The organism is Streptomyces pactum (genome assembly GCF_016031615.1).
Lineage (GTDB): Bacteria > Actinomycetota > Actinomycetes > Streptomycetales > Streptomycetaceae > Streptomyces > Streptomyces pactus.
Genome location: NZ_JACYXC010000001.1, coordinates 6,590,514 through 6,603,592, shown reverse-complemented (window position 1 = coordinate 6,603,592; position 13,079 = coordinate 6,590,514). Strand labels below are relative to the sequence as shown.

Here is a 13,079-nt window from a genome sequence, read left to right as displayed (position 1 = left end):
TCACCCCTCGGCGGGCTGGACGCGGTCCCGGCCGGGCCGCTGGTAGATGTCGGGGATGCCGTCGTGGTCGTCGTCCCGGTTCTCCTCCTCGTACAGCCGGCGGTAGACCCGGTTGCGGCGCCTGAGGAGCACCGCGGCGAGCAGCGCCGCGAGCACCGAGCCGAGCAGCACCGCGGCCTTGATGGGCTCGGCCTCGTGCCCGGCCGGGAAGGCCAGTTCGCCGATGAGCAGCGCGACGGTGAAGCCGATGCCGGCCAGCACCGCCAGCGCGAAGACATCGGCCCAGGCCAGGTCGGGGTTGAGCCGGGCGCGGGTGAAGCGCGCCGCCAGGTAGGTACCGGTGAAGATGCCCAGGGTCTTGCCGAGGACCAGGCCCACCACCACGCCCAGCGGTTCGGGCCCGGTGAAGACCTCGCCGAGGGCCGAGCCCGACACGCTCACCCCGGCGGCGAACAGCGCGAACAGCGGGACCGCGACACCGGCCGAGACCGGGTGCAGCAGATGGGCGGTGCGCTCGGCCGGGGACGCGGTCTCCCCGCGCTGCTCGTCCCGGGTGGTGCGCAGGATCAGCCCCATGGCCACCCCGGCGACGGTGGCGTGCACCCCGCCGTTGTACATCAGCGCCCAGATGGTGACGCCGAGGGGTACGTACCACCACCAGCCGGTCACCCGGTACCGCTGGAGGAGGTGGAAGACGACCAGTCCGGCGAAGGCTCCGGCGAGCGCGAGCGGGTTGAGGTCGCTGGTGAAGAAGATGGCGATGATCAGGATCGCGCCGAGGTCGTCCACCACCGCCAGGGTGAGCAGGAACGCCCGGAGCGCGGCCGGCAAGTGGGTGCTGAGGACCGCGAGGACGGCGAGGGCGAAGGCGATGTCGGTGGCCATCGGCACGGCCCAGCCGTCCGCGCTGCCACCGGTCGCCGAGACCGTGGCGAAGTACAGGGCGGCCGGGACCACCATGCCGCAGATCGCGGCGATCACCGGCAGGGCCGCGGTGGCGGGGGTGCGCAGCTCGCCGACGACGAGTTCCCGTTTGAGTTCGATCCCGGCGACCAGGAAGAAGACGGCGAGGAGTCCGTCGGCGGTCCAGTGCCCCACGGAGAGGTCCAGGCCGAGCGCGGAGATGCCGAAGTGGAAGTCGCGTATCTGCTCGTAGCTGTCCCGCCAGGGGGTGTTCGCCCAGATCAGCGCCAGGACCGCGGCACCGAGCAGGACCAGGCCGCCCACCGTCTCGGTGCGCAGGGCCTGGGTGACGGCGTTGCGCTCGGGCAGCGGCAGCAGGCCGAGAAAGTGGGTGCGCTCGCGCGGGGAGGAGGTCACGGGGGCCTTTCGGGTGTCGGGCCGGGGCATGCAGCCCCTCGGACGCCGACCAGACTTCCCGGCACACCCCGCGCCCGGCGGTGCCCCTCGGGCACGATCCTTGACGCGTTATTTATACGTTAACAATTTCTTGGCCCCCGCACCAGCGGGCGTGCGGCCCCCCACCTGCCGGAATGCCCGCGGCCGTGCGCACGGCAACCCCCGCGGCGGCCCGGCCCGTCCGCGCAGGCGCCGGACGGGGTACGCCCCGCCGAACCCCTCGGGCGTGGGCTCACGGCGGCTCTCCGCCCGCTCCCCGCGACCGCCGCGAAGAAGGCGGACAGCAGGTCCGCCGGCCGGTGGGGTCGCGGAAGCGGGGGCAGGGGCCCGGCGAGCGATGTTGCCGGGCGGCGGTGGGCGCGGACTCCGGCGTGGGGTACGGCGGCCGGTCCTCGGTCCCGCTCGCGCGAAGGGCCGCCTCGGGAGAAATTCGGGGGCGACTCCGCCCGGACGGGCGTTACGTTGCTCTGCTTCACTCCGATCGGAAGGAAAGCAGATGGCCGTCCCCTCCTTGCACAGCCAGTTCCTCAGCGACGTGCTTCCCCGGATCCGGCAGGACGCGCGCGTGGCCGGCGTGGCGCTCACCGGGTCCCTCGCGGGAGGAAGCCCGGATGCCTACTCGGACGTGGACCTGGTCCTGGTCGTCGAGGACGCGGCGTACGACGCGGTCCTGCGGGAGCGGCTCGCGCTGATCGGTTCCTGGACCTCCCTGGTGGCCGGATTCACCGGGGAGCATGTCGGCGAGCCGCGCCTGATCATCACGCTCGTCGGGCCGCAGCTCCTGCACGTCGACTTCCTGTTCGTCCGGGTCTCCGACTTCGCCGAGCGGCCCGGGGACCCGGAGGTCCTGTGGGACCGGGACGGCCTGCTGGCCGGCGCCCTGGCCCGGCGGGCGCCGGCCACCCCGGCGTCCGACCTCCAGTGGCTCCAGTGGATCGAGGACCGGTTCTGGGTCTGGGTGCACTACGGTGCGACGAAGCTCGGCCGTGGAGAGCTGTTCGAGACCGTCGGCTTTCTCGGCTACCTGCGCGAGACCGTACTCGGCCCGCTGGCCGCCCGACGGGTGGGCGCGGTCCCCCGCGGTGTACGCCACCTGGAGACCGTCGCGCCCGATGAGGCTCGCGACCTTGAGGCCACTCTGTGCGGCTACGACCGCCACGAAGCCGGACGGGCGCTCCTCGCCGCCGTCGATCTCTACCGCCGGTGGTCCGATGCCGGTGGAGCGGCCGTCGTACGGCGCCACCACGCCGAGCAGCTCGCCGTGCGGTACCTCCACGACGTCATCGGCCAGGGCGGCTGACCGGAGCGGCCCGGAACCCCTCGCCGCTGCCGGTTCGCACGACGCCCGGGTACGGGTCCTTCACCCGGCTCGCCACGCCCCGGAGTCCGAGCTCGGTCCCGCACCGCCGGCGACTCCGCGTGGGCGGGTGCTTGGCGCCCCCGCCCGCACGGCGACCGCGTGCCCCGCGGACCGGGACCGCGACGCCCGCGGGGCGGGGGTGCGGTCCCGGCCCGCGACCGGGCAGGCTACGCGGGTGCCTTCACTCACCCGGCAGTCCTCCGCCACGCCTCCCTCGGGTCACATGATCGTCTGCGGCGACGGCGCGCTGGCCCACCGGCTCGCCGCCGAACTCCGCGACGTCTACCGCGAACACGTCACCCTGGTCCGCCCCGGCGGCGCACCGGTGCTCGGCACCCGCCTGGCGGTACCGCGGCAGGGCCGGGCCGCCGTCCTCCTGGGGCGGGTCGGCGCCGCGGTGACCGGTACACCGCCCGCACCGGAGGGGCCGGCCGGGTCCACCGTGGAAGCCGCCGAACCCACCGAACCGGTGCTGGCGTCGGCCGGGGTGGACCGGGCGGCCGCGCTGGCCCTGGTCTACGAGGACGACGAGACGAACATCCGCGCCGCGCTCGCCGCCCGGCGGCTCAACCCGGGGCTGCGCCTGGTGATCCGGCTCTACAACCGCAAGCTCGGCCAGCACCTGGAGGAGCTGCTGGACCAGGCCGCGCTGGTCAGCCGGCCGGACCTGGACCCGGCCACCCTGGACGCGTCCACCACCGTGCTCTCCGACGCCGACACCGCCGCGCCCGCGCTGGCGGCCAGCGCGGTCGCCGGCACCAGCAAGGTGGTGCACGCCGACGGGCTGCTGCTGCGGGCCGTGGAACGCACCCCGCCGGGACCCGGCCAGGCCGCCGACCCGGGCCTGTGCACCCTCGCGCTGCTCTCCGCCACCGCCTCCGACCCGGCCGGCCAGGAGGGGTCGGACAGCAGCGGCACGGCGGGGCCGCTGCTGCTGCCCGACCCCGGCACGGTGGCGGCCGCCACCGGACGCGGCACGATCGTGCTGGAGACGGTCACCCACAGCGGCCCGGCGCTGCCGGCCTCCCGGCTGGCCGGGCGCGGGCTGCCGCTGTCGGAGCTGTTCTCCCGCCGTCTGCGCTGGGCCGCGGCCGGCACGGTGGGCGCGGTGCTGGGCCTGGCGGTCGCCTCCTGGCTGACCACCGGCGACCATCCGCTGCACGCCGCCTACATCACCTTGCTGGACCTGTTCGCCATCAACGACCCCGCCGTCGGGGAGTCCACCGCACGCCAGGTGCTCCAGCTGCTGACCGGGCTGGTGGGACTGGCGCTGCTGCCCCTGCTGGTGGCGGGCGCGCTGGAGGCGCTGGGCGCCTTCCGCAGCGCCTCCGCGCTGCCCAAGCCGCCGCGCGGACTGTCCGGGCACGTGGTCCTGCTGGGCCTGGGCAAGATCGGCACCCGGGTGCTGGCCCGGCTGCGCGACCTGGACATCCCCGTGGTCTGCGTGGAGGAGGACCCCGAGGCCCGCGGGATCGCCCTGGCCCGCCGGCTCCGTGTGCCCACCGTGCTCGGCGACGTCACCCAGGAAGGCGTCCTGGAGGCGGCGAAGATCCACCGGGCCGCCGCCCTGCTCGCCGTGACCAGCTCCGACACCACGAACCTGGAGGCCGCCCTGTACGCCCGTACGCTCCGGTCCGACCTCCGGGTGTCCCTGCGGCTGTACGACGACGACTTCGCCACCGTGGTGTACCGCACCCTGCGCACCGCCCATCCGGAGGCGCTCACCCGCAGCCGCAGCGTCTCCCATCTGGCCGCGCCCGCCTTCGCCGGAGCCATGATGGGCCGTCAGATACTGGGGGCGGTGCCGGTGGAGCGGAAGGTACTGCTCTTCGCGGCGCTGGTGGTCGCCGGGCACCCGCAGCTGGAGGGCCGCACCGTGGCGGAGTCCTTCCGGCCCGGCGCCTGGCGGGTACTCGCCCTGGACACCGCCGCCCCCGCCGACCGCCGCCCCGACCTGGCCGTCCCGCACCCCGCCGACGGCGAGGCGCACCCCACCGGGCTGGTCTGGGACCCGCACCCCGGCTATGTGCTCAGGTCCGGGGACCGGGTGGTGCTGGCCGCCACCCGCCGGGGGCTGGCCGAACTGCTCGGCCGGCACCCGCGACCGGGCCCCGCCGGGCCCCGCCGGCCGCCGGCCGGGTCCTGACTCCCCGGGAGCCGGCCGGGCGGGCGGAGCACCCGGAACGGACCGGGCCGGTCACCGGCCGGTGGCGTCCGGGCCCGGGCGGGGCGGTTCGGTGGCCGGCGGGCGGGACACCCGAAGACAGTCGCCCGGCGGAACCGGCCGGAGACGGTGGGCCCGTCGGCGGACCCGGCCGGAAACGGTCGCCCCGCGGAAGCTGCCGGAAACGGGGAGCCGGCCGGTCCGCGGACGCCGCGGGCCGGCCGGCGCGGGGCGGTGGCCCACCCCGGCTCAGGGCCCGCCCCGCCGGGGTACGGGCCGGCCCGGGACGGCCGCCCGCCGGCGGCCGTCCCGGAACTCACCTCAGCAGTACAGGTTGGCGCCGGTCGGGACGCCGAGGATCTGGGTGAACCGCTGGTACTTGTCCACCCGGCTCTGCACCTGCGCCGGGTTCCCGCCGTTGCACTCCAGGGTCCCGTTGATGGACCGGATGGTCTCGCCGAAGCCGGCGCCGTTGACCATCGCGTCGTGCGGCGTCATCCGGCCGGGGCCGCGCTGGGTGTTCCAGTACCACAGGCCGGTCTTCCAGGCCACCGCGGGATCCCGCTCCACCCGCCACGGGTCCCGCAGCAGGTCGATGCCGAGCGCGTCGCCGGCCGCCTTGTAGTTGAAGTTCCAGCTGAGCTGGATCGGACCGCGCCCGTAGTACGCGGCCTGGCCCGCCGGACACCCGTAGGGCTGCGTGGTGTCGCAGTAGTGCGGGTAGTTGGCGGTGTTCTGCTCGACGATGTGGACCAGTCCGCCGGTCTCGTGGCTGACGTTGGCGAGGAAGGCGGCGGCCTCCTGCTTCTTCACCGTGTCGCTGCCGGAGTTGGCGAACGCCGGGTAGGCGCTGAGCGCCGCCTTCAGCCCGCTGTAGGTGTAGAAGGGATTGCGGTTCGGGAACATCTGGTTGAACTGGGCCTCGGAGACCACGAACCCGGAGGGCGAGGGCTCGGGCGTGCCCGATCCGCAGCTGCCCTGGTCGGCCCAGACCCCGGCCGTACCGGGCGTCTCGCCCTGGGTCCACCACTTGGCCTGCCAGTTGTGCCCGTTGTACGAGGCGACGTTGCCGCCCACGTAGACGGAGGAGCCGCTCCACGGGGCGGCGCAGTCGGCGGCCGCCGCGGGCGATGCGGGGACCAGTACGGTCAGTCCGGCCGCCACGGCGAACGCGGCCAGCCAGGATCCCAGGCGTCGTGACACGTCATGCTCCTTCACTCGGGACGACGAGGTCCTTGCGCGACCTTCCCGGAATGGTCTGGACCTGTCAATGGTCCGGTCCGAATCCCTTGCGGAGGATCACCCGGCATCCCCACCGGAGAATCACCCGGCGCACCGCTCCGGACGACCGCCCGCACGGCGCTCCCGGCCCGGTCAGCCGAGGCCGCCCGCGGGTCCGAACCGCTGCCGGTAGGCGGAGGGCGTGAGCCCCGTCGCGCGGCGCATCAGCGTCCGCAGACGCGCGGCCGTCCCCAGCCCGCTGCGCCGCGCCACCACCTCGAAACGCCGCTCCCCGCGTTCGATGAGCCGGCAGGCCAGGGCCAGCCGCTCCCCGGTGAGCCAGGCCAGCGGGGTGGTGCCCAGTTCGGCCCGGAAGCGGCGGTGCAGGGTCGCCGGGCTGACCGCGGCGCGACCGGCCAGGTCCGCCACGGTGAGCGGGGTGTCCAGCCGGCGCTGCGCCCAGGCCAGCACCGGCGCCAGTGACGCGTCGGGGATGTCGGGCACCGGGCGTTCGATGAACTGCCGCTGGCCGCCGTCCCGGTGGGCGGCGAAGACCAGCCGTCGGCTCACCGAGTTGGCGACCTCCGCACCGTGATCGCGGCGGACGATGTGCAGCCCCAGGTCGAGGGCGGCGGCGCTGCCGGCCGCGGTGAGGATGTCGCCGTCGTCCACGAACAGCACGTCCCGCTCCAGGTGGACGGCGGGGAAGCGGGAGCGGAAGGAGTCCGCCCACTGCCAGTGCGCCGTGGCCCGGCGCCCGTCCAGCACCCCGGCCTCGGCCAGGGTGAAGGCCCCGCTGCAGAAGCCCACCAGCCGCGTGCCGCGCCGGTGCGCCCGGCGTACCGCGTCGAGCACGGCCGGGCGGCGCGGCACCTCGGTGTCCGGCCGGTTGGGCACGATCAGGGTGTCGGCGGAGTCGGCCGCCGACAGCGGGGCGACGCCGGTGAGGGTGAAGAACCCGTCGCGCATGAGGGTGTCCGGCTCGGGCGAGCAGAGCCGGAAGTCGTACAGGTCACGCCCCAGCTCCGGCCGGCGCAGCCCGAACACCTCGGTGGCGCAGCCGAGTTCGAAGGGGTTGGAGTTCTCGTCGACGATCACCACGACGCGGTGCGGTCGCGGGACGGCGGGGCGCGGTCGCGGGACGGCGGGCGGCTGCGAGGATCGGTGCGTCATGTGCGATTCCTAGCACTCGTCTCCCCCGCCCGGGCAGGGGAGGGTGACGCCATGAACCATGAACCCGCCGTACCCGCCGTACCCGCAGTACCCGCCGGCTCCGGAGGGACCGCCGGCCCAGCCGTACCCGGAACAGCCTCCGGACCCGGCCCGGAGGCCTCCGTCGGCCCCGGCGCCCCGGCCGGACCCGTCGAGCTGGACCGGGCGCTGGCCTCGTTCGACGCGCTGTGGAGCCCCCGCATCGTCACCCGCGTCAACGACTACGACGTACGCGTCGCCAAGGTGCGCGGGGAACACCTCTGGCACGCGCACGACGGCACCGACGAGTTCTTCCTGGTGCTGGAGGGCGAGTTGTTCATCTCGCTGCGCGAGCCGGCCGGGGAGCGGACGGTCCGGCTGCCCCGGGGCGCGGTGTTCACCGTGCCCCGGGGGGTGGAGCACAAGCCGTGCTCCCCCGGCGGCGCCGCGATCCTGCTCTTCGAGCCCACCGGGACGGCGACGGTCGGCGACCGTCACGAGGCGGTGCCCGAGCACGTGGACGCCACGACCGGGCACCCGCTGGGCACCTGACGCGCCGCCCGCGCAGCCGCCGCGTCGCGCGGCGGCCCGGCGCCGAGGACACCCGGGGCCGGGCCGGGGCCTGACCGGAGCCGGGCCGGGGCCTGACCGGAGCCGGGCCGCCGCCCTCGGACCGGTGCTCGTGCCGGGCGGCCCCCCGGGTGGAGACCCGGCCCACGGGTGCGGCCCGGGCCGTGGCTGCCCGGGCCGGTGGTGCGCCGCCCGCCTCCGGCGGGACGGTCCCGCCCGGCGCGCGCGGGTGCGCGGTCAGCGCAGTCCGTTGTCGAGCGCGGTCATCAGACGTCCGTCGGGGGTGTCCCCGGACATCTCCCAGACCATCGCGCCGAGCAGGTTCTTGGACTTGATGTACGCGGTCTTCTTCCCGATCGACCAGGCGTCGTCGAACGACCACCACTGGCCGCCCGGCCCGGTGTAGCCGTAGGTGGAGATGGACTGTTCGTCGTGGTGGACGGTCATGTTGGGCACGCTGCTGAGCATGTTCTGGTAGCCCCGGATGCCCGCCTCCTCGGCGAACTGTCCCGGCGCGGCGCCCTTGGCCGACTGCCACTCGCCCTTCTTGCCACCGTCCTCCACGCTCTGCCAGCCACGGCCGTAGAACGGGAAGCCGATGGTGAGTTTGCGCGGGTTGACCCCGGCGTCGGTGTACACCTTCAGCGCGCTCTCGACGCTGAAGTGGGTCGGATAGGGGTCGTCGGTGTCGGTGTAGAGGTTGCCCTGGTGCCCGGTGCGGTTGGGTTCCCAGGAGTTGTCGCTGCCCGAACCGTGGAAGTCGTAGCCCTGGATGTTGGCGAAGTCCAGGTAGTCGAAGATCTTCGTCAGGTCCCAGCCCTGCTCGATCTTGACCGGATCGGCGGGGGTGAAGGCGGTCAGCAGCTTCCGCTCGCCGCCGGTGGCGTCGAGCTGCTTGCGGAACTCCGCCAGGAGCGCGGTCAGGTTCTCCTTGTCCTTGGGGTTGTAGTGGTTCCCGGGGTGGCCGCCGTCCGGTGAGCCGGGCCACTCCCAGTCGATGTCGACGCCGTCGAAGACGCCCGCGCCGGTGCCGGGGCCGCCCGCGCCGTTGTAGGCCGGCAGATTGCCCTTGATCCACACGTCCACGCAGGACCGTACGAACTTCTCCCGCGACTCGGGGGTCGCCGCGGCGTCGGAGAAGAACTTGGAGAAGGTCCAGCCGCCCAGGGAGACCACGAACTTCAGGTGCGGGTGCTTGGCCTTCAGCTTCTTGATCTGGTTGAAGTTGCCGCGCAGCTTGCCCCAGCCGTCGTCGGCGACGCCGTCCACCGACTGGGCGGCCGACATCGGCCGGGCGTAGTCGGCGTCCGCGTCCCCGGCCCCGGTGCCCTGGTCCGGGTCCTGCGGGTTGGTGGTGGTGCCCTTGGTGACCCCGGCCATGCAGGTCAGGTTCTTCGGGTCGATGTTCTCGAACGCGTAGTTGACGACGTCGAGCTTGGCGGCGGCGCCGGAGGTGTCGAGGTTCTTGATGAAGTACTGGCGGCCGTAGATGCCCCACTGGACGAAGTAGCCGACGTTGAGGTGGTTGCCCGAGCCGGCCAGGTCGTCGGTGGTGACCTTCAGCGGCCCGGCGGCGGGCGAGGAGTTCTCCGCCGCGTCCCGCGCCTTGACGGTGAAGGAGTACTCGGTGACCGGTGACAGTCCGTCGATCACCGCCGTGGTGGTGTCCGCGGGGACCGTCCGGGCGAGCGTGCCGCCCCGGTAGACGTCGTACGCCGCCACCCCGACGTTGTCGGTCGCCTTGGTCCAGGCGAGGGTGACCGAGGTGGCGGTCTTCCCCGTGGACCGCAGGTCACCCGGCGCGGTCGGCGGCTGCGGATCGGTGGCCGGGTCCACGGTGTCGGCCGTGACCGGCGGACTGAGCGGACCGGTGTTGCCCCGGCGGTCCTTGGCCCGTACCGCGAACTGGTAGCGGGTGGCCGGGGTGAGCCCGGTGACCGTGGCCGAGGTGGTCGTGGAGGTGGCCACCGTGGCACCGTCCCGGACCACCTCGTAGGAGGTCACCGGGTAGTCCCCGGCGGAGGCGGCGGTCCACTGCAGACTGATGCTCCGGGCGGTGGCGGTGGTGACCTTCGGCGTTCCGGGCGCGCCGGGCGGGGTGTCCGGCGAGCCGTCGCACTTGTCCCCGTTGACGGTGCAGCCGGTGGGGGTGCCGACCGGTCCGTTGCCGATGAACCAGTAGCTGAACGGGTCGGTGCTGCCGCCCGCGGGGACGTTGCCGTTGTAGTGGGCGTTCTTGACCGACACGTGGTTGCCGGTGACGGTCGCGTCGCCGTAGTAGTGGCCGACGGCCGTCGTGCCGGGCGGCAGGTCGAATTCGAGCTGCCAGCCGCTGACGGCCGCGGAGCCGCTGTTGCGGATGGTGTAGGCGCCCTTCCACCAGGAACCGTTGTCCTGGACGGAGAAGGTGGCGGTGAGGGTTCCGGCCGCCTGCGCGGAACCGGGCAGGCCGGTCAGCAGGGCCAGGGGCAGGAGGAGGAAGGTGAGCAGAGCGGCGGCTCTGCCCCGGAATGATCTGCGCTGGTGACGGGTCATGGCTCTCCCTGTGGGGGTTGTACAGGGGTGTTCGAACCGTTTCGCGTGCGCATCACCCGGCGGCCGGATACGCGGCGGTGCGAGGGGGGTGGCGGCCAGGAGCAGTCGTAACGTAAAAGGTCTGGACCAAACCGTCAATGGAGTGGACCGGTGGGACCTGGTGGCGTTCCCGCGGCCGGTGTGGCGGTTCCACCGGCCGGTGCGACGGTCCCGCCGGCCGGAGCGGCGCGACGGACCCGGCCTCCGCGGCGCGACGTGCCGTGCCGTGCCGTGCCGGCGGACGGCACAGGGCCGGCCCCTGCGGCCCGCGCCGGCCCGCTGCCGGTGGCGCACCGGACCCGCGGCCCGGCCGGGCGGCGCGGGGCCCCGACCGTGGCGGGCACGGGCGCCCGAGCGGGATGCCGCGGGGCCGGAACGGTCCGTCGCCGGGTTCGGCGGACCATGCCGATGCGCGCCGGGTGCGCCCGGCCCCCCCTACGGGCCGGGAGGGCGTCCGGGACGGGATGGAACGGCGCCGGACGCGCCGTCCGCCACCTGCTGCGGCCGACCGTCACGGTACGCAGCCGCAGTCCGGCCGGCGCCGTCACCGGCCTGCCGACCAGCGGTGGGGTCCGGGCCGCACCAGCCGTGGCGTGGCGTGGCGGGCGGCGGACGGCAGGGCGCGGCCCCGGGCCGATGGCGGCCGGGCGGACCGGGCAAACGGACGCGGGCGGGGGCGTCGGGCCGGGCAAGCCGGGCGAGGGCCGACGGGGCGACCGTCCGGGTGGATCGGATGAGCGGTCGGCCTACGGGGCGAGGGGCCGGCGGACCGGGTCCGGCGCGCGGGGCGGAGGACGTCATCGGTCCGAGCGAACGCATGGGGCCACCGTTCGGGCGACCGCCCGAGTGGATCGGATGAGCGGCCGGCCTAGGGGCCGAGAGGGCCCGGCGGGCCGGGCTCAGCGGGCGGGGGCGGGGGGAGGTCACCGGTCCGGACGAGCGGGCGGGGGCCGACGGGCGACCGTCCCGGTGGGCCGGGCGCGGGGGCGAGCCGGCGAATGAGCGGATGGGGGGGGCCCGTCCGGGTGGGCGGACGGGGGCGGGCGGGAGGGCGCGGACCCGGGCCGTGGGCGGCCGGGGTGGCCCGGGCGAAGGGCGGGCCGGCAGTCCGTGCCGGGCCGCCCGCCCGGAAGCGGGCCCGCCGCTCCCCGCCCGGACGGGCCGCGGGAGGCGGTGCCGGGCCTGCCCGGGGACCGGGCCGCGCACCGCGCGGGCCCGCCGCGGACCGCTCCGGTGCGCTCAGCCGGGCGGCTCGTCGGGCACCGGCTGCTCCGGGTGCACGCTGCCGGAGCGGGGCGCTCCGCGCGGCCCGGCGCCGGCCTCGTCCACGTCGGGGGCCTCCTGGTCGGGACCGGTCGGGCGGCGCTCCTCGTCCTCCGGCAGATCCCAGGGGTCCGGGGCGTCCGACGCCTGCTGATCGGCACGCTCCTTCGGGACGGGAGCCGTGCCCCGGGTACCGTCCCCACGGCGGTCGGCCATGGTGTCCACCTCCTTCGCGACGTTCCTGCCGAGGACGGACGCGTACCCGCCGCGTCCCCGGTCGAACGTCTCGACCGGCTCCGGAAGCCCGGCGAAACCCGGCGGACCGGCACGCCACCCGGGACCGGTGCACCCGGCTCCGGCTGCCGGGCGGCGCGGATCGCCCGGGGACCGCCCGCGGACCGGGAAGGCTGCGGGCGGCCCCCGGCGGGCAGCGGCCGGTCCTTGTCCCGGGGCCGGGCGGCGGGGCCCGGCGCGGAGGTCCGGACGGACCCCGCCGGAGCACGGAGGTCCGGACGGACCCCGCCGGAGCACCGGAGCCGGGCGGTCCCCGCCGGCGCACGGGACCTGGACGGACTCCGCCGGAGCGCGGGATCCGGCGGACCTGACCGGCTACCGGCTGGCGGCGGTGCGGCCGTCCCACTCCGAGGTGGCGGTGAGCTGCTCCCAGGTCGGCCACGCCGCACCGGTGTGCTGCCGGTGGAGCTCTCCGGGCAGGGTGAACGGCGGGGCCTTGTCCGGGTTGCGGCTCGTCTGCCCGACGATCGCCTCGTGGAGCGCCGAGGCGACGTCCAGCCGGGGCAGCGCGGCGTGGACCCGCTCGACGTGCCCGGCCGGGAGGGAGACCGGGCCACCGGTGATGTCGAACCGGGCGCCGCGGGAGACCAGGGCGATCTCCGGACGTTTGCGGAGCGCGATGGTGTCGGTGGTGTGCAGCGCGATGGCGTCCCAGACCACCTCCACCTCCGCCGCCGGCAGGCCCTGCCGGGCGAGGAACTCCGCGGCCAGGTCGGCGCCGTCCACCTCGAAGCGCTGGGAGCCGTCACCGCGCGGGCTCAGACCGGTTTCGTGCAGCACGCAGCCCAGGAAGAGCAGCTGGTCGTCGTAGTCCTCGCCGGCGCGCAGGCCGAGCTGCTCGCCGACCAGCCGTCCGAAGAAGTAGGTGCGCAGGCTGTGGTGGAACAGCGGGACGGACTCGCACTCCTCCGCCAGCCGCAGCGCGGCGAGTGCCACCTCGGTACGGGGGAACTCCAGGCCGGTGGCGTCGAGATCGAGGTTCGTCATGTCGTCCTTTCACAGATGGGTAGGGGTGGCGCGCCGGGCCGGGGGCACCTATGACGGGTGTTCCGGACCGGGGGGCGCGCGGGCGGGTCGTTCGGA

At 75.1% G+C, this 13,079-nt stretch carries 9 protein-coding genes; 3 read left to right on the top strand and 6 right to left on the bottom strand.

What is annotated here, in order from left to right; genetic code table 11:
• Positions 1-1,350 carry a Na+/H+ antiporter NhaA gene (gene nhaA, locus IHE55_RS26060; protein ID WP_197991257.1) on the bottom strand — a complete coding sequence of 450 codons (1,350 nt, stop codon included), beginning with the start codon at positions 1,348-1,350 and terminating at the stop codon, positions 1-3.
• Between the two features lie 505 nt (positions 1,351-1,855).
• Here nhaA and IHE55_RS26055 point away from each other — a divergent pair.
• Complete coding sequence (locus IHE55_RS26055) at positions 1,856-2,659, top strand: nucleotidyltransferase domain-containing protein (protein WP_197991256.1); 804 nt, start codon at positions 1,856-1,858, stop codon at positions 2,657-2,659.
• Between the two features lie 283 nt (positions 2,660-2,942).
• Positions 2,943-4,865, top strand: a complete 1,923-nt coding sequence (locus tag IHE55_RS26050; RefSeq protein ID WP_197992257.1) for an NAD-binding protein — start codon at positions 2,943-2,945, stop codon at positions 4,863-4,865.
• 339 nt (positions 4,866-5,204) lie between these two features.
• Here IHE55_RS26050 and IHE55_RS26045 read toward each other — a convergent pair whose 3' ends face one another.
• Together IHE55_RS26045 and IHE55_RS26040 are read right to left on the bottom strand one after the other, a co-directional pair.
• Positions 5,205-6,086 (bottom strand): glycoside hydrolase family 19 protein, encoded by an 882-nt coding sequence (locus tag IHE55_RS26045; protein ID WP_197991255.1) that lies wholly within the window; start codon positions 6,084-6,086, stop codon positions 5,205-5,207.
• A gap of 171 nt (positions 6,087-6,257) precedes the next feature.
• Positions 6,258-7,277, bottom strand: coding sequence for a GlxA family transcriptional regulator (locus tag IHE55_RS26040; RefSeq protein WP_197991254.1), 1,020 nt, complete (start codon positions 7,275-7,277; stop codon positions 6,258-6,260).
• 195 nt (positions 7,278-7,472) lie between these two features.
• On the opposite strand from IHE55_RS26040, the gene IHE55_RS26035 reads away from it, so the two are divergent.
• A complete protein-coding gene (locus IHE55_RS26035) occupies positions 7,473-7,847 on the top strand; it encodes a cupin domain-containing protein (protein WP_232266848.1) in 375 nt (124 codons plus the stop codon).
• A 255-nt stretch (positions 7,848-8,102) separates the two neighbouring features.
• Here the strand turns inward: IHE55_RS26035 and IHE55_RS26030 are convergent, their stop codons facing one another.
• The 3 genes from IHE55_RS26030 to IHE55_RS26020 all read right to left on the bottom strand — a co-directional run bounded on the left by IHE55_RS26030 (position 8,103) and on the right by IHE55_RS26020 (position 12,983).
• Entirely contained in the window at positions 8,103-10,400 is a 2,298-nt protein-coding gene (locus IHE55_RS26030; RefSeq protein ID WP_197991252.1) for a glycosyl hydrolase family 18 protein, read from the bottom strand.
• A 1,278-nt stretch (positions 10,401-11,678) separates the two neighbouring features.
• On the bottom strand, positions 11,679-11,918 hold the full coding sequence (locus IHE55_RS26025) for a hypothetical protein (protein WP_197991251.1): 240 nt from the start codon (positions 11,916-11,918) through the stop codon (positions 11,679-11,681).
• Positions 11,919-12,311: 393 nt separating this feature from the next.
• On the bottom strand, positions 12,312-12,983 hold the full coding sequence (locus tag IHE55_RS26020; RefSeq protein ID WP_197991250.1) for an HD domain-containing protein: 672 nt from the start codon (positions 12,981-12,983) through the stop codon (positions 12,312-12,314).
• Positions 12,984-13,079: the final 96 nt, after the last annotated feature.

Coding starts and splice junctions, on each gene's coding strand:
- nhaA (WP_197991257.1), bottom strand. CDS start 1,350: ATGCCCCGGCCCGACACCCGAAAGGCCCCCGTGACCTCCTCCCCGCGC.
- IHE55_RS26055 (WP_197991256.1), top strand. CDS start 1,856: ATGGCCGTCCCCTCCTTGCACAGCCAGTTCCTCAGCGACGTGCTTCCC.
- IHE55_RS26050 (WP_197992257.1), top strand. CDS start 2,943: ATGATCGTCTGCGGCGACGGCGCGCTGGCCCACCGGCTCGCCGCCGAA.
- IHE55_RS26040 (WP_197991254.1), bottom strand. CDS start 7,277: ATGACGCACCGATCCTCGCAGCCGCCCGCCGTCCCGCGACCGCGCCCC.
- IHE55_RS26030 (WP_197991252.1), bottom strand. CDS start 10,400: ATGACCCGTCACCAGCGCAGATCATTCCGGGGCAGAGCCGCCGCTCTG.
- IHE55_RS26025 (WP_197991251.1), bottom strand. CDS start 11,918: ATGGCCGACCGCCGTGGGGACGGTACCCGGGGCACGGCTCCCGTCCCG.
- IHE55_RS26020 (WP_197991250.1), bottom strand. CDS start 12,983: ATGACGAACCTCGATCTCGACGCCACCGGCCTGGAGTTCCCCCGTACC.